Annotated in this window: 18 protein-coding genes and 1 riboswitch; of the genes, 11 read left to right on the forward strand and 7 right to left on the reverse strand. The window is 63.1% G+C overall.

Annotated features, from left to right (window positions below; genetic code table 11):
- Positions 1-73: 73 nt before the first annotated feature.
- Positions 74-775, forward strand: coding sequence for a uracil-DNA glycosylase (gene ung / locus AC1DT7_RS01910; protein ID WP_478033836.1), 702 nt, complete (start codon positions 74-76; stop codon positions 773-775).
- On the opposite strand, the gene AC1DT7_RS01915 is transcribed toward ung, so the two are convergent.
- Positions 665-1300, reverse strand: coding sequence for a 2'-5' RNA ligase family protein (locus tag AC1DT7_RS01915; protein WP_478033837.1), 636 nt, complete (start codon positions 1298-1300; stop codon positions 665-667). The two genes, ung and AC1DT7_RS01915, sit on opposite strands and share 111 nt — an antisense overlap.
- A 131-nt stretch (positions 1301-1431) precedes the next feature.
- Here AC1DT7_RS01915 and AC1DT7_RS01920 point away from each other — a divergent pair, with 131 nt between their 5' ends.
- Both AC1DT7_RS01920 and AC1DT7_RS01925 read left to right on the forward strand, forming a co-directional pair.
- A complete protein-coding gene (locus AC1DT7_RS01920; protein ID WP_478033839.1) occupies positions 1432-2124 on the forward strand; it encodes a glycoside hydrolase family 19 protein in 693 nt (230 codons plus the stop codon).
- 70 nt (positions 2125-2194) lie between these two features.
- Complete coding sequence (locus AC1DT7_RS01925; protein WP_478033841.1) at positions 2195-2623, forward strand: VOC family protein; 429 nt, start codon at positions 2195-2197, stop codon at positions 2621-2623.
- A 54-nt stretch (positions 2624-2677) separates the two neighbouring features.
- Here the strand turns inward: AC1DT7_RS01925 and AC1DT7_RS01930 are convergent, their stop codons facing one another.
- Positions 2678-3130 (reverse strand): D-Ala-D-Ala carboxypeptidase family metallohydrolase, encoded by a 453-nt coding sequence (locus tag AC1DT7_RS01930; protein ID WP_478033842.1) that lies wholly within the window; start codon positions 3128-3130, stop codon positions 2678-2680.
- Between the two features lie 710 nt (positions 3131-3840).
- On the opposite strand from AC1DT7_RS01930, the gene AC1DT7_RS01935 reads away from it, so the two are divergent.
- From AC1DT7_RS01935 to AC1DT7_RS01965, 7 genes are all read left to right on the forward strand, one after another.
- Positions 3841-4227 (forward strand): hypothetical protein, encoded by a 387-nt coding sequence (locus tag AC1DT7_RS01935; protein ID WP_478033843.1) that lies wholly within the window; start codon positions 3841-3843, stop codon positions 4225-4227.
- 133 nt (positions 4228-4360) lie between these two features.
- On the forward strand, positions 4361-5041 hold the full coding sequence (locus AC1DT7_RS01940; RefSeq protein WP_478033844.1) for a hypothetical protein: 681 nt from the start codon (positions 4361-4363) through the stop codon (positions 5039-5041).
- Between the two features lie 334 nt (positions 5042-5375).
- Positions 5376-5768, forward strand: coding sequence for a hypothetical protein (locus AC1DT7_RS01945; protein ID WP_478033846.1), 393 nt, complete (start codon positions 5376-5378; stop codon positions 5766-5768).
- Entirely contained in the window at positions 5765-5968 is a 204-nt protein-coding gene (locus AC1DT7_RS01950) for a helix-turn-helix transcriptional regulator (RefSeq protein ID WP_478033847.1), read from the forward strand. The genes AC1DT7_RS01945 and AC1DT7_RS01950 overlap by 4 nt, the downstream gene beginning before the upstream one ends.
- Positions 5969-5979: 11 nt before the next feature.
- Positions 5980-6294: a hypothetical protein gene (locus AC1DT7_RS01955; RefSeq protein WP_478033848.1), complete on the forward strand. Its 315-nt coding sequence runs from the start codon at positions 5980-5982 to the stop codon at positions 6292-6294.
- Positions 6295-6302: 8 nt separating this feature from the next.
- Complete coding sequence (locus tag AC1DT7_RS01960) at positions 6303-6572, forward strand: hypothetical protein (RefSeq protein ID WP_478033849.1); 270 nt, start codon at positions 6303-6305, stop codon at positions 6570-6572.
- A 138-nt stretch (positions 6573-6710) separates the two neighbouring features.
- Positions 6711-7364 carry a DUF6891 domain-containing protein gene (locus AC1DT7_RS01965; protein WP_478033850.1) on the forward strand — a complete coding sequence of 218 codons (654 nt, stop codon included), beginning with the start codon at positions 6711-6713 and terminating at the stop codon, positions 7362-7364.
- 63 nt (positions 7365-7427) lie between these two features.
- On the opposite strand, the gene AC1DT7_RS01970 is transcribed toward AC1DT7_RS01965, so the two are convergent.
- A complete protein-coding gene (locus AC1DT7_RS01970) occupies positions 7428-7913 on the reverse strand; it encodes a hypothetical protein (protein ID WP_478033851.1) in 486 nt (161 codons plus the stop codon).
- Positions 7914-8256: 343 nt separating this feature from the next.
- Here AC1DT7_RS01970 and AC1DT7_RS01975 point away from each other — a divergent pair, with 343 nt between their 5' ends.
- Complete coding sequence (locus tag AC1DT7_RS01975) at positions 8257-9345, forward strand: hypothetical protein (protein WP_478033852.1); 1089 nt, start codon at positions 8257-8259, stop codon at positions 9343-9345.
- A 147-nt stretch (positions 9346-9492) separates the two neighbouring features.
- Here AC1DT7_RS01975 and thiC read toward each other — a convergent pair whose 3' ends face one another.
- From thiC to AC1DT7_RS01995, 4 genes are all read right to left on the reverse strand, one after another.
- Complete coding sequence (gene thiC / locus AC1DT7_RS01980; RefSeq protein ID WP_478033854.1) at positions 9493-11388, reverse strand: phosphomethylpyrimidine synthase ThiC; 1896 nt, start codon at positions 11386-11388, stop codon at positions 9493-9495.
- A 40-nt stretch (positions 11389-11428) separates the two neighbouring features.
- Positions 11429-11537: riboswitch (TPP riboswitch) on the reverse strand.
- 83 nt (positions 11538-11620) lie between these two features.
- Positions 11621-12616 carry a ferritin-like domain-containing protein gene (locus AC1DT7_RS01985; protein ID WP_478033855.1) on the reverse strand — a complete coding sequence of 332 codons (996 nt, stop codon included), beginning with the start codon at positions 12614-12616 and terminating at the stop codon, positions 11621-11623.
- 34 nt (positions 12617-12650) lie between these two features.
- Positions 12651-13652: a ferritin-like domain-containing protein gene (locus tag AC1DT7_RS01990; RefSeq protein WP_478033856.1), complete on the reverse strand. Its 1002-nt coding sequence runs from the start codon at positions 13650-13652 to the stop codon at positions 12651-12653.
- 202 nt (positions 13653-13854) lie between these two features.
- The gene (locus AC1DT7_RS01995; RefSeq protein ID WP_478033858.1) at positions 13855-14733 is read right to left on the reverse strand and encodes a MipA/OmpV family protein; all 879 of its coding nucleotides are present in this window, start codon (positions 14731-14733) and stop codon (positions 13855-13857) included.
- Positions 14734-14794: the final 61 nt, after the last annotated feature.

Genomic DNA, 14794 nt, shown 5'->3' on the forward strand with positions numbered 1-14794 from the left:
CGACGCCGATGCGCGGATGGCGAGCGAGGCGGGCGATTGACAGGCGCTGCCCCGTTCGGACATGCCGGGGCTCATGAACGACAGCGTCAAACTCCATCCGAGCTGGCTCGAGCCGCTTCGTCCCGAGTTCGACAGCCCCTATATGGCGGCGCTCAGAACCTATCTCGTTGCGGAAAAGGCAGCGGGCAAGCGCATCTTCCCCAAAGGGAATGAGTGGTTCCGCGCGCTCGACCTGACCGCACTCGATGATGTGCGCGTCGTGATCCTGGGGCAGGACCCCTATCATGGCGAGGGGCAGGCGCACGGCCTGTGCTTCTCGGTCCAGCCGGGCGTCCGGCCGCCGCCGAGCCTGGTCAACATGTACAAGGAAATGGCGAGCGACCTCGGCATCCAGCCGGCGCGTCACGGCTTTCTGGAACATTGGGCGAAGCAGGGCGTGCTGCTGCTCAATTCGGTGCTGACCGTCCAGATGGGCATGGCCGCGTCGCACCGCGACCGCGGGTGGGAGAAGTTCACCGACGCCGTCATCCGGCTGGTCAATGCGAAGCCCGAGCCGGTCGTGTTCATGCTGTGGGGCAGCTACGCCCAGAAAAAAGCCGCCTTCGTCGACAGCGTCGATCGCGGAGGAAGGCATCTGGTACTGAAGGCGGCCCATCCTTCCCCGCTATCGGCGCATAACGGCTTTTTCGGCTCCCGGCATTTCTCCAAGGCCAATGCGTTCCTGGAAAGCCATGGGCAGAAGCCGATCGACTGGGCGCTGCCCGCGCTGAACTGAGGGCGTTCCGGTCAGCGGCCAGCGATCGAGCAGGATATGCTCGGTCCGCCCGACCCGGCTATGCACCAGCAGCAATTCCTCCGCCTGCCAGCTGATCGGATCGATCTCCCACTCGAACGGATTGCCGTCCCGATAGAAGAGGGTGATGTGCGGGCTGAAGCGATAGACGTACCCACGCAACCGATCGGCCCGGGCGATGGCCGCTGCCAGTTGCGCCTGCAGGTCGAACAGGGCCTCGATTCTCTCGCTCGGCCGCAACATGATCGATCTGGGGCCGCCCTTCATTCGATCCATCGCGATACGAATGGGCGGGAAGACAATCGAGGCGCCGATCTCTTGCAGCAGCGGGACGGCCCAGAGCGGCAGGCGCGGGAGAAAATCCATCTTGAAGAGCGTGATGTGGAGATAGTCGGTCCTGACCGGTCTGCCGAGATCAAGGATGCGACACTCCGCGTCGATATGCCTCGCCACCGGTACGGGTGGGCGAAGAAGGAGGAGCAGGCGATCATGATATCCGTGCAGCATGGCGATAGTCCGACTCGCTTCAACGTGTTCGCTATATGTTCCATAAGGCGAGTGCGAGTCGAGTCAGCGACTCGGATTGATTGACTTGTCACGGCAATCGGCGACGATGCCGCAACGACCGGGGGACGGGGATGGACGTCAAACGACTGCAGCAGCGGCTGGCCGATGCCGGATTCTATCATCAGACAATCGATGGCGGGCTGGGCAGGAATAGTTATGCCGCCTTGTTCGGCTATATGGCGCGGCGCGATCTGGGCGCCGCCGGGCTGGCGATCGGCGCAGCCTGCGCGGTCAATTTGAAGGGCGCCGGCATCGTCAGCGAGCTGCGGCTGGCGCATTTCCTGGCGCAGACGGCGACCGAGACCCAGGGGTATAAATATCTGGTCGAGAATCTCAGCTACACCGCTGCCGGGTTGATGGCCGTCTGGCCCAGTGTCTTCCCGACCGAGCAATCGACCAGGGGCTTTGTCAACAAGCCCGAAGCGCTGGCGCTGAAGGTGTATAGCAACCGCATGGGCAACGGCCCGCCGGCAAGCGGCGACGGCTGGGATTTCCGTGGGCGCGGGCTGATCCAGCTCACCGGGCGAAACAACTACACCGCGCGCGAGGCGGAAACCGACATACCGTTGCTGACCATGCCCGACCTGGCGGCCGACCCGGGTATGTCGGTGCGCCTTGCCTGCCTTTACTGGACGTCGCGGAAGATCAACGCGGCGGCCGATGCCGACGATCTGGTGAAGGTGCGCAAGCTCGTCAACGGCGGCAGCAACGGCCTTGACGATGCCAAGGTCCATCTCGTCCGGGCGAAAAAGATCCTGCTCTAGCCACTCCCCGCCCAATTGAACGCCGGGGCCGGTCAAGGGTTTTCCCCATGCGAGACCGAGGAGAGTGAGCATGACGGAAAGCCATCGCGGTGCATTCCACCATATCGACCTGAACGTGCGCGACCTTGCGGCGTCGAAGGCGGTGTACGGCCCGGTCCTCGACTATCTGGGCTATCGTTGCGTCAAGGATAAGCCCGAGGGATGCGAATGGGACAAGGGGCCCGATGGACGCGGTGCCTCGCTGGGACTTCGGGCCTGCGACCCGGCACTCGCCGGCTATCGGCACGAGCGCTATGCACCGGGACTTCAGCATCTCGCCTGGCGGGCCGCGAGCCGCGCCGATGTCGATGGCCTGCACGCCGTGCTGGTGGAACGCGGGATCAAGGTGCTCGATCCGCCGGCGCATTACCCCGAATATTCGGGCGATTATTACGCGGTGTTCTTCGAGGATCCGGACGGGATGAAACTGGAGCTGGTCCACTCGCCCGGCTGGCTCTGACTCCGATCAGGCCTGGCCGTTCAGGAGGGCGAAGCCGAGAGTGTCGATGCCCCGTCAGGGCAGGCCGTCGACGATCTCGGTGCCCGGCCCCTTGGCCTGGGTCTTCACCTGCCCACGCAGGCGCGTATCGAAGGAGAGGTGCACGATATTGCGGCTGATCTCCAGGATGAGTTGATCGAACTTCAGCTTGCTCCCGGCGAGCGCGCGGGCGACCTGGAAATGGGTGAGCCCCGCCACGCGGATATCGGCGGCATAGCCCTTGGGATGTGCCGAGGTAGGCGTACCGCCGACGATCTTGTTGATCTTCGGATTGCGGTACGCCGAGGTGATGACGATCGCCCGGCCATCGAGAAACCCGCGCGCCTTTTCGAGTCCCGGCGCAAGATATTTCTCGATATTTACAAGGTGTTCGTCGGTCGGGGTGTTGGCGATACCGAATTTTTCCGCGGTATCCGACACGAGGAATTCATCCAGGAAGAAATGATCGGTGATTCTGGTGCGCGGCATCTTGGTTCCCCCCGTCCGTTGCTGGGATAATGCGTCCGGATAGCCTCGACATAACAAGAACCGATATCCGGGATTTTGCAATGTCGTGGCGCCGTTCTGCGTGGGTGATGGAGCGGATCTGGCGACAATTGAATCAGGGTAGTGGGTCCCGGCGGCATTCCGACCGATCGACCCTGAACGTGATCGTGGGGAATCCCCGCCGCACCCGAATCTCTTTTTAAAGCCTTGGGTCCGCACTGCGCCAGAATCCTGCGCAATTTTGGTCTTTAGGCATGAATTTCACGTACCATCAGCCAAAATAGCGCCGTTTTGATGAGAAACGTCATGGCTGATCTGATATCACCATGACGTTCGGTCCACTGCTGCAGCGGACCGGGCATCGAACGACCACGCTACAGAAAATAACACCGCGGATCGCCACCATTATCTGTATCCTATAGTATATATCGGGCTCGATGCCTTAGCAGGCTGGTATTTGCCCGAGATATAGCCGGGATTCCGTCAGCGACGATCTGTGGATAAACCGCCTTCATTGCGGTATGTTCTTGGAGAGGGTTGCCGCGGGGAGAGTCGTCTCCCCGACAGGGCATCGTGTCTTCCGGCGGATGCGGCAACGCTACCTGCCGGTCGGTGATGATGTTTGGACTGGACTGTCCGGGCCGGGGCGTTCGCCCGGGCCGGATCGACAGTGCTCTTCGAGGAAGCAGATCATGCAGCGACGACCGGAAATGTGCATCGTCAATCGCGAACTGGTGGAGGATCTGGAGCCGCTGGTCGGGTCGCAGGCGGAGGTGATGCGCCGGCTCGGCATCAGCTGGAACAGCTGGATCAAGATCGTCGCCGGGCTGCCGGTGCGCAAATCGGTCGGCCAGCGGCTGAAGGAGCGGGCATTGGCGCAGGCGGCCACGGTGCAGGGTCTGCGCACGAAATTCCCGTGCAGCTCTGCCCCCGACGGAATCAATCGCGCCGCGCTGGAGAGCGTGTTCATGGCGCCAGCGACGAGTGGTGCGGGGCCGGCAACGCGCCCGCCGGGCTATGGCCTGCGCGGCGTGCGTCAGGCACGATCGTTCGGGATGAGCGAGGGCGCCCCCGGCTGAAGCAGGCGACCCGCGCGGACGACGGACGCCGCCGGTACACGCCCCGGCGTCCGGCCGGTAACCGGTCGATTGACGGCCATGGGTGCGACATTCATAGGCTGACCACCCCGTAGCGGCGGAGGTGGAGACGTAAATGGGTGCCCTTTCCGCGGTCTTCTATTTCCTCACCCAGCATTCCCTTCTCGCGCTGCCGCTCTACCCGCTGACCCTGTTGGCGATCGGGTGGCTGCTGGCCAGGCTGACCGGACGGGGCGGATGGCTGTTCCTCGGCGTGCCGGGGCTGGTCCTCGGCGCGATAAGCCCGTTCTTCGCCTCGGCGGCGAATGCTGCCTTCGTCAACGCGGCGGGCGTCACGGGCAGCGCGGTGATCGTGCATGCGGAGGAGACGAGCTCGACGCTGAACGACAGCCCGATCTGGTATTATGAGGCCGTGGTGCGAACGGCCGACGGGCATGATGTGGAGACCAGCTTCGACACCATGTCTGCGTCCATCTATCCCTGGCGCAACGAAATCCTGATCCCGCCCGAGGGCGAGCGCTTCGCGGTCAAATATGTGCCCGGCTATCCGCGCAACATCGCCATCATGGTCGACCAGTCGCGCTATGGCCGCAAGCGCCAGGTTGCCGACGACCGGGAGCCGGTGGAGACGGCGGCGGCAAAACTGGCGGCGTCGCCCGGCAACGCCCGATTCCGCGCGCAATATCGCGCCGCGCTGATCGCTTTCCTCGCGCAGCACGGGGCGGATGCCGATGCGGCAGTGGTGGCCGAGTACCGGACGAAGCTGGCGGGCCTGGGGACGGAGGCGACGCGGTAGTCACGGCGCATCGGGCGCTAGCATCGGCTGGTGTACCGGGTGACAGGCGCGGGCGAGGCGCAGGCACTCGAGATTGCGCAGTGCCGGTACCGGTATCGAGCGCGACCGAAGCATGAGCCAGCGGACAACGACGCCCGCCGTCGCACCACGCCACGAGACCGGCCCGTTGCCCGTGGCGCACGTCCGTTGTTGCCGGCGCGATGCGCGGCGCAGAACGGCCGAGTCAAATATGGGAAAGCCCTCAACCCCCCGGAGGAATGCCGCCCCAAGTTGTAAAAAGAGTTTGACATCATCCCCAGCTGTCAAATATCTTTTACACATTGGGAGAAAGACGATGCATGTCGGAGAACGACGCAAGGCAATCTGGTCGACCACGGCCCTGTCGATCATCGCGGCGGCGGTGGCAGGAGGGCTGTTCGGCCTGTTCGGGATCGGCGCTTCAAGTCCCGTGGCCGTCATGATTGCCGTTACCGTGCTGGCCGGGGCGTTCGTCGCGGCGTTACCGCGGTGGCGCAGGCTCGATCATATGGAGCGGGATAGTCGCCTGCTCGGCTGGTATTGGGGCGGCGGTTTCGGTGGCGGGCTGGGGTTGCTGCTGGCGCTCGCAATGGGCGGTGCGCGGAGCCCGGTATTCGCCGGCGCCGCGCTTGTCTGGCTTCTGCAATTCGGGGGCTATGTGGTGTGGCGGCTGGGATGGTGGATTCACCATCGGGCGGAAACGCCATGAAGAACCGGTTGCGCGAAGAGCGGACCGCCCGGGGCCTGAGCCAGGGGGAACTCGCCGACCGGATGGACGTGTCGCGCCAGACCATCAACGCGGTCGAGGCCGACAAATATGATCCGTCGCTGCCGCTGGCGTACAAGCTCGCCGCCTTTTTCGACATGCCGGTCGAGACGCTTTTCCTGAACCCGTTCAGGCCCGAATAAGGCCGAAAGACATGATCATGCCCCATGGCGCTCTTCCGCTCCTGGCCCTTCTGGCGGGCCTGGGCGCCTATCTTGCCGCGCCTGCCCTCATCGCCCTGATCCGCCGGCATCCGGAGCGGCGCCTGATCTGCAAGCTCAGCCCCCTGACGCTGATGTCGTTCATCCTGTGGATCGTGCTGATCGCATGGGCGGCCACCGGTCGCCGCGACGACGCGCTGATCTCCCGGTACGTCGCGGCGTTGCGGGGCAGCAACCGCCTTCCGCTGGCGATCACGTTGCTGGTCCTTGCCGGCATCGCCGGCAGCGCCTTCACGCTGCTGGCCTGAGCACGCTCATGGAATGGGTTGTCGCGGCCGGGCTGATCGTGATCCTCGCCATCCTGCTGCCTCGCCTGGTCGCCGCAACCAAGAGATCGACGCGCGGCAAGGGGCGGATGGCCGGCGCGGCCCTTGCCCTGGGGCTGGCATTCTCGGTGTTGTTCGACCCGCGGAAACAGGATGTGATCGAACAGGTCGGCAAACGGAATGTCGAAGAGGAGGACAGCGAAGGCGAGGACGGCGAAGACGAGGACGGGGATCGGCGCGACCGGGCGGACCCCGCTTAAAGCCGGGAGAGCCGGCGAATGGCCGTTGCGACACTCGTCCTCTGGAAATTGCGGCGTGGTGCCATCATTATTGGTACTGGAATATCGTCACCGGCGCCGGCTATGCCGCCGGATGTCCGTGAGCTTGGGAAGGGCCGTATGAAATCCCTGTTCGATCGCCTGTTCGGGCGCCGCAAAGTCGAGGCGGCGACCGTACGTATGCCGATCACCATTGATACCGAACCGGACGAGAAACTGCTCGAGCTGGGCGATTCGATCCGGCGCGATGTCGCCAGCGCCTTTTATGACGAAGACGCGATCCTGACCCATGCGGTCGCCGCGTTCGAGGAGGATTTCGAGCCGGCGGTGCTGCGCCGCGAAGCGCAGCGCCTGCTGCGTGAGGCGCTGGCCGAGCATAAGGATGCGCAGCGCCGCTGGCCGGCGCGGACCGATTGCGACCGGCTGGACGATGCCTTCCAGGCGCTGGAAAAGACGGGCGTGATCGCGCGCCAGAACTTCGCCTGTTGCGGCACCTGCGGATCGAGCGAGATCTGGGACGAGATCGAGGCGGTGCACAAAACGGGCGGGCCGACGCGCGGCTATGCCTTTTATCATGTGCAGGACACGGATTCAGCCGTCGAGGGGGATGGCCTGTATCTGAACTATGGCGCCTGCGAGGAAGGCGAGGATGCCGCGCTCGCGATCGGCCAGGACATCGTCACCCAGCTTCAGGCGCATGGGCTGCGGACGGATTGGGACGGAAGCTGGGGGCAGCGGATCGGGGTGTCGCTTGACTGGAAGCGGCGGCGCTGAGCCGCGACGTCCCGTTCCCTAAACCGACACCCTATCCGGAACTGCCCGAAGTCTTCGCCGCCGTCAGCGCGGTGCGGGGTTCCGCACCGCGAAAAAGCCCGCCGCGATAAAGGCGATGAGCGTGATGCCTTGCGCGATCGCAAAGGGGGGCTCGCTGCCGGTCGGTGCGAAGGCGTTGAGGAAGGGGATCTTCTGGAACGCCTGTACGACCCCGACAAAGACGTTGAGGTAGAGCGCGATAACCGCAGTGACCGTATAGACGGCGCGCCAGATGCCCGAGCGCTTAAAGCCGTACAGGGCAACCAGCGCCACCGCGAGATCGACCAGCGAGATCGCGCCGACGATATGCGGCGGGCCAATGACCTTGATCGGGAAGAAGAAGCCGGTGACGCTGGTGAGGATGGTGAAGATCAGGAAGCCGAGGTTCCAGCCGTTCAGCCATCGCCGGCGGAGCAGGCCCGCGAGAAAGACCAGGCCTGTCGCTATGCCGATCAGGCTGATGAGCGTGTGGAGTTGTGTGAACGCGGGTACCGAAAGTCCGAGAATCATCGCCATGCCCCCTGTGTTTTTGGGAGGTTATACTTGGTTGAGCGCCTCGGCGAGAGGTTTTGTAACGATAGCGGAATGAATGGGCAAGACCGAGAGGGCGTGTCAATTCAGTGCCGTCTCCCTGAAATTGACGCACTCTCAAAATTGCCGCCCGCGACATCCTCTTGTCGCGCTTCTGTTTGAACGCCTGCATGCCGTGAGATTGGCTAGAAGCGATCAGCCGGCGGCATGTTTTTGGTACTGCGTCTCTGAAATTCAGGGCACGGATTTGGATTATGGCTAATTGGGCCTATATAAAGCAAAGTACCGAAGCGCAGACAATCGACAAGGATTCTCTCTCTAAATGCCTTATATGTCGACATATCCTCCGCCACCTCAATCGAAACGAGAAGTCAACAGAGCAGGGAAAGCCATCGCCGATGGGAAGGGCTCTGACAACGATTTGCAACTCGTGGATCAATGGCGCGCGGCGCATGGGTATGTAATCAATACGTTTCAGATTTTTTTTAAGCGCAGAATCGAAAAGTACGTCGGCAATATAGAATTTGCTCAAAGACTAAAGCGTAGAAGCACCGTTATAGATAAGATTACTCGGCAGCATCCGGATGGTCGCCCGCTGATGTCAGATGTAACGAGCATGCAAGATTTTGCGGGATGCCGCCTTATATTTGAAACGCTTGAAGACCTCACCCGTTTTCGTGATTATGTACACTCCTCCAAATCGATGGAGCATGTTGTTCATAAATTACGTCACGACCCTTCCAAATACAACTATATCCACCATCCGAAGGCCAGCGGATACCGTGGCATACATGATGTTTATGCGCATTTTCCACGAGCGCACAGGCGCGGCAGCAAAGAATCGGAGCCGTGGCACGGCCTATTGGTTGAGGTACAATACAGAACTCGTGTACAACACGCATGGGCGACAGCCTTAGAAATCTCTGATATCGTAGACGGTCAAAAAACTAAATTTGATCTTGATGATACCGATAGAGTGAAGTTCTTTTCGCTAGCTAGCGAGATACTCGCCAGATTCCATGAAGGGATAGCAAATGCGCTAGTTGAGCTGGAAACAGAGGAACTTTGTGATCAGTTCATAAAATTGGAAAAGAAGCTTGGAATTCTTCAGCGACTACATGCGCTAAAGGTTGCCGGTGGATTCGATAAGATCAAACGCCACAACGTGCTAAATGTCTATAGAGAGCCAGAAGGTTCTCTTGGACTTGAGATTCTTACATTCTCCAGCCCCACGGACGCCATTGAAAAGGCATCCGAACTTGAGAGCAATTCAGATAGTCTCAATGCCGTTTACGTGCGGGCGGACAATCCCAGCCAAGTCAGAAGTGCTTATAGAAACTACTTCAACGACCCTGTTGATTTTGTTCGCTTGGTAAATGAAGCGCTATCAAGCCACGGATTCGCAATATAGACCTTCTCCCAATCGGACTTGAAGGCGTATATTTGCGCTGATGCCCCTCAAACGCGCAGCTCACAGACCAGCTATTACAGTACTGGCATTCGACGAGCGAATAGCCATCCTCTCCCTGCTCCGCAGGGAGAGGAGCATAGAACGGTCTTATTCGGCTGCCGGCAGGTAGATCTCGCTGCCGGTCTGGCGGAACTTCTCGCTCATCTCGTCCATGCCCTTTTCCGCATCGGCATTCGCGAAACGTGCACGCGCTTCATCACCCTGCTGGGCAGGCGTCGCGGCAAGGAAGCTGTCCACGCCGCTATTCTGCTTTGCCGCGAAGTCGCGCACCTCCTGCGTGATCTTCATCGAGCAGAATTTCGGGCCACACATCGAGCAGAAATGCGCGGTCTTGGCGCCTTCTGCTGGGAGCGTCTGGTCGTGGTACTGCTCCGCCGTGTCGGGATCGAGCGACAGATTGAACTGGTCGCGCCAGCGGAATTCGAAACGGGCGCGGCTCAGCGCGTCGTCGCGCAGCTTCGCGGCCGGGTGGCCCTTGGCGAGATCGGCGGCATGGGCGGCGAGCTTGTAGGTGACGACACCGACCTTCACATCGTCGCGGTCGGGCAGGCCGAGATGCTCCTTGGGGGTGACGTAGCAAAGCATCGCCGTGCCGTACCAGCCGATCATCGCGGCGCCGATGCCGCTGGTGATGTGATCGTAGCCCGGCGCGATATCGGTGGTGAGCGGGCCAAGCGTGTAGAAGGGCGCTTCGCCGCAGACCTCGAGCTGCTTGTCCATATTCTCCTTGATCTTGTGCATCGGCACATGGCCGGGGCCTTCGATCATGACCTGGACGTCTTCCTTCCAGGCGCGGTGGGTGAGTTCGCCGAGCGTGTAGAGTTCGCTGAACTGCGCTTCGTCATTGGCGTCGGCGATGCTGCCGGGGCGCAGGCCGTCGCCGAGCGAATAGGCGATGTCATAGGCCTTCATGATCTCGGTGATCTCGTCGAAGCGCTCGTAGAGGAAGCTCTCCTTGTGGTGCGCGAGGCACCATTTCGCCATGATCGAACCGCCGCGGCTGACGATGCCCGTCACGCGCTTCGCCGTCATCGGGACATAGGCCAGGCGCACGCCGGCGTGGATGGTGAAATAGTCGACGCCCTGTTCGGCCTGCTCGATCAGCGTGTCGCGGAAAATGTCCCAGGTCAGGTCCTCGGCGACGCCGCCGACCTTTTCCAGCGCCTGGTAGATCGGCACGGTGCCGATCGGCACGGGGCTGTTGCGCAGGATCCATTCGCGCGTGTCGTGGATGTTGCGGCCGGTCGACAGGTCCATCACCGTGTCGGCACCCCAGCGGATCGACCAGACCATCTTGTCGACTTCCGCCGCGACGTTCGAGGCGACGGCGCTGTTGCCGATATTGGCGTTGATCTTGACGAGGAAGTTGCGGCCGATCGCCATCGGCTCCGATTCTGGGTGATTGATGTTGGTGGGGATGATCGCGCGGCCGCGCGCAACCTCGTCCCGGACGAATTCGGGTGTGACGTGATCGGGGATCGAGGCGCCCCAGGACTGGCCGTCGCGGATCAGCTGCTCCTTGGCGGCGGCCCGGCCCATATTCTCGCGGATCGCGACATATTCCATCTCGGGCGTGATGATGCCTTTGCGGGCATAGTGCATCTGGCTGACATTATGGCCGGCCTTGGCGCGCAACGGGCGCTTCACGACGTTCGGGAATTGCGGCACGCCGGCGGAGCGGTCCGGGCCGGACAGGCCGTTATCCTCCGGCTTGATCTCGCGCGCGTCATAGCTTTCGACGTCACCGCGGCCGACGATCCAGTCGCGGCGGAGCGACGGCAGGCCGGCATTGATGTCGATGATCGCCTTGGGATCGGTATAGGGGCCCGAGGTGTCGTAGACGCGCAGAGGCGCCTCGCCGCTCGACGGCTCGAGCATGATCTCGCGCATCGCGACCCGCCATTCGCCGACATGGATTTTCCGCGAGCCGCGAATTGGCCCAGTCGTGACGCCGATTTCGGTGCGGGCGGGGATGTCTGCCATGGGTGTTCGCTCCAACGTAAACGGAGCGAGGACGGTTTTCGGATGAAGACCGCTCCCTCCCTCCGCCGGTCTCAACCGGATCAGGTTCGGCGGGTCGGGGGCTGCAGCCCCCCTCTCAGGCGCGCATTAGCGCCCCCCCGGGGATGAGCCGGTCTAGGCGCGTCGGACCATAAAGAAAAGGCCGCGCGACCCAGGGTCGCACGGCCTTTTCGATTATCGTAAACCGAAGGGCTCAGTTCGCGCCGCTCACCTTGAAATAGGTGCTGGTCACGCCGTTCGGGTAGAAGCCGCCGCCCGTCACCGCCGCATGGTTGGTGTAGAGCACGTTGAGCACCTGTGCCGGGGTGCGGCCGAAGACGATGCCGTCGACGTTGCTCGCAACGACGTTCGAGACGGTCGCGTTGCCGCTGACGCCCTGATCGATGTCGCTTGCGCCGTCGAGCGCATCGCGTGCGGCGCTGAACTGGTCGGTCGCCGTGCGAAGTGCCGCGCCGCGATTATAGAGCTGCTGGCGGATCAGCGCGGCGTTGAACGACTTGGTCGCCAGGATGTTGGCCGCCGCGTTGATGTACACCAGGTTTTGGAGCGCCGGGGCGAGGCCGATATAGGCGCTGACCATGACGTCCTGCAGGATGAACGCGCCGAGCAGGAAATTCTGTTCGCTGGCGAAAGCGTCGAAGGTATCGGCCGGACCGATATAGCCCCCGGCACGCGCGAGGCGGGTAAAGCCGCCGGTGACCGCGCTGGACAGGTCGATCGCCGGCTGCGAGGCGATAGCGGCTGAGCCGACCGCCGAGCGAAGCAGGCCGACCAGCGCGAGCTCGTTCGCCGCGATCTCCCGTGCATATTGGCCGAAGATCGCATCGGCGAAGGTGATCTGCGCGCCACCCGTGACCGTGCCCTGGGTACCGGTGCCCGTCAGCAACGCGGCGGCGATGCCGCTGCCCGTCGTGCCCAGCGCGAAATATTGCGCCGAGAGATATTGCAGCTGGAGCGCGAAGTTGAGGGTATCCACGTCCAGCGCGACCGTCGAGGTCGAGGTGGGGGACGGTGTGGGCGTGCCACTTGGCGTCGGGGTGGGCGACCCACCGCCGTCGCCGCTGCCGCCGCAGGCCGAGAGGCCAAAGGCGATCGTGGCGGTGCCGGCGAGCTGAAGGAAACGGCGGCGCTGGCCGGGACGGCCGTCTTGCGCGTCGGGTGCCAGGATCGGGGTATCGGTATCGATCATCGTGAAATCTTCCCTTGGGGGAGTAGGGTCGCGATCAGTTCGCGGTGCTTTGCTTCACCGCGCCGTTGACGCCGGCGGTATAGAAGCCGCCCGAGGTTACCTGAGCGCTGTTCAGATAGAGGACGTTGAGCACCTGGCCGGTCGAACGGCCGAGCACGAGGCCTTCCGGATTGGTGGGCACGACGTGCGACACGATGTTGCTGCCGACCATGGTAGGCGAGATGCCATGATCGAGATCGTTCGACGGCGCCGAGCCGACACCGTCGAGCGAGTCGCGGGTGTCGGAGATCTTGTCGGCATTGGTGCGCAGCGCCGGGATGGCGACACCCTTTGCGTAAAGCTGCGAGCGGACCAGCGCGGTGTGCTGCGCGTGAGACGACAGCAGGCCGAGGACCTGGCCGGCAAAGGTCCTGTCGGCGATCGAGGCGATCGCGCCGGCATAGCCGGTGACGACGACGTCCTGGATGATGAAGGCGCCGAGCAGGAAATTCTCGTCGCTGGCATAGACGTCGAACGTGCCGCCCGACGATACGACGCCCGCGGCAGCCGCGAGCCGCGAAAAGGCGCTGGTCGCTGTGACGCCGAGATCGATCGCCGGTTGCGCCGTCGCGCCGTCGCTGCCGAGCGTGGAGCGCAGGTAGGCGACGTGCGATGCCATGTCCTGCGCCGCTTCGCGCGCAAACTGGCCGACCAGCGGATCGGAGAAGGTCACCTGGCGCGCGCCGGTCGCGGCGCCGGCGGTGCCTACCCCGGTGAGCTGCGCTGCGGGGAGGCCGGCGCCGGAGGTGGCGAAGCTGTAATATTGAGCGACGAGATATTCGAGCTGGAGCAGGAAATTGCCCATGTCGTTGTCGACGATGGTCGCCGCCGAGGCCGATGTCGCGATCGACAGCGCGCCTGCGCCAGCCGCAGTCGCGGCGGCCGCACCGAGCGCTGCCCTGAAGAATTCGCGGCGCTCGTTCCGCAGGCTGGCGGGGGTGGTTTCCGGCTGGAGGGACGAGTCGCCACCCTCGATCAGCTGCTGGTCTTCGGTCAAAGCGACCTCTCCTTGAGATGGTGTCCCGTACGACAGGACGGATTCAGCCACCGTTTCCCGTCATTTGCATGACCGGATATGTCGATTCCGACCGGTTTCGGTCTCCGGGTAGCCGATGTGCGGGGGAGACATCAACAACCGTTAACGGCCGCGCCGGCCCGACGCGGTTCCGCCCGTCGCAAAACCGGCCGGAACGCGACCGTCAGAACGTATAGCCGAGCCCGATCGCGCCGAGCCATTGATTGCGGCTGCCGGCGATGCTGACCACCGGGCTGTCGGCGAAATCGCCCTGGAGACGGGTGTAGGAGCCCATCGCATAGATGCCGAGGCCGTGGGTCAGATCGCCGGTGAGCGAATGGCCGAGGACGGTGCCGACGCTGATGTCCTTCCACCCCTTGCGGCCGCTGAACACCGGCAGGCCGCTGCGCAGCGATCCCGCCGCATCGACATCGAAATAAGCCCGCGAATAGCCGGTGCCGGCATAGTCGGCCGAGACCGACAGGCCGACGAACGCCTTGCGGCTGAGCGGGGTGGTATATTCGATCGACGGGGTGATCACATAGCTGCGGTAGACCGTGCCGACATCATGGACATAGGCGACCTTGAGCGCGAGACTGTCATAGTCGCTGGTGATGACGCCGGTCTTGGCGATGCCGACATAGCCGCCGGCCTCGAGCGCGATCTTGCGATTGCCGAGCGCCTTGACCTGCGGATCGGTCACCCGGCCGGTGCGGTTGAAGTTGAGGCCGACGATCGGGCCGAGCTGGAAATCGAAGGACGGGCCCGAGGGGTTCGGGATGAGATCGACATAGAGCTGGGTGGCGCGGGTCGAGAAGGCGAAGCCGGCAACCTTGCCGCGCGCCGCGACGGCGGGGGCGACGATATAGTCGTTCGAGCCCTCATAGCTCGGCATGAAGGCAGCACCGCCGCCGATGGTGAAGCTGTTGCGATCGGAATCGGGCGCGTCCCCTTGCGCCGGGCCCTGCGCCGATACCGCCGGTATCTCCTGAGCAAAGGCGGATGTCGCGGTGAAGCAGAGCAGGGAAGCCACGAGCAGGGCGATACGGTTTTGTGCGGTCACAGGCATACTCCAGGGAACAAGTCTTGCGGCGCAAACGCCGCCTGTGTCGCTTTGGGTCCGC

It is taken from the genome of Sphingomonas sp. P3_C6 (genome assembly GCF_056402595.1).

Excerpts from the sequence above, each read along its gene's own strand:
- ung (WP_478033836.1), top strand. The coding sequence starts at position 74 with ATGAACGACAGCGTCAAACTCCATCCGAGCTGGCTCGAGCCGCTTCGT.
- AC1DT7_RS01915 (WP_478033837.1), bottom strand. The coding sequence starts at position 1,300 with ATGCTGCACGGATATCATGATCGCCTGCTCCTCCTTCTTCGCCCACCC.
- AC1DT7_RS01920 (WP_478033839.1), top strand. The coding sequence starts at position 1,432 with ATGGACGTCAAACGACTGCAGCAGCGGCTGGCCGATGCCGGATTCTAT.
- AC1DT7_RS01925 (WP_478033841.1), top strand. The coding sequence starts at position 2,195 with ATGACGGAAAGCCATCGCGGTGCATTCCACCATATCGACCTGAACGTG.
- AC1DT7_RS01930 (WP_478033842.1), bottom strand. The coding sequence starts at position 3,130 with ATGCCGCGCACCAGAATCACCGATCATTTCTTCCTGGATGAATTCCTC.
- AC1DT7_RS01935 (WP_478033843.1), top strand. The coding sequence starts at position 3,841 with ATGCAGCGACGACCGGAAATGTGCATCGTCAATCGCGAACTGGTGGAG.
- AC1DT7_RS01940 (WP_478033844.1), top strand. The coding sequence starts at position 4,361 with ATGGGTGCCCTTTCCGCGGTCTTCTATTTCCTCACCCAGCATTCCCTT.
- AC1DT7_RS01945 (WP_478033846.1), top strand. The coding sequence starts at position 5,376 with ATGCATGTCGGAGAACGACGCAAGGCAATCTGGTCGACCACGGCCCTG.
- AC1DT7_RS01950 (WP_478033847.1), top strand. The coding sequence starts at position 5,765 with ATGAAGAACCGGTTGCGCGAAGAGCGGACCGCCCGGGGCCTGAGCCAG.
- AC1DT7_RS01955 (WP_478033848.1), top strand. The coding sequence starts at position 5,980 with ATGATCATGCCCCATGGCGCTCTTCCGCTCCTGGCCCTTCTGGCGGGC.
- AC1DT7_RS01960 (WP_478033849.1), top strand. The coding sequence starts at position 6,303 with ATGGAATGGGTTGTCGCGGCCGGGCTGATCGTGATCCTCGCCATCCTG.
- AC1DT7_RS01965 (WP_478033850.1), top strand. The coding sequence starts at position 6,711 with ATGAAATCCCTGTTCGATCGCCTGTTCGGGCGCCGCAAAGTCGAGGCG.
- AC1DT7_RS01970 (WP_478033851.1), bottom strand. The coding sequence starts at position 7,913 with ATGATTCTCGGACTTTCGGTACCCGCGTTCACACAACTCCACACGCTC.
- AC1DT7_RS01975 (WP_478033852.1), top strand. The coding sequence starts at position 8,257 with ATGCCTTATATGTCGACATATCCTCCGCCACCTCAATCGAAACGAGAA.
- thiC (WP_478033854.1), bottom strand. The coding sequence starts at position 11,388 with ATGGCAGACATCCCCGCCCGCACCGAAATCGGCGTCACGACTGGGCCA.
- AC1DT7_RS01985 (WP_478033855.1), bottom strand. The coding sequence starts at position 12,616 with ATGATCGATACCGATACCCCGATCCTGGCACCCGACGCGCAAGACGGC.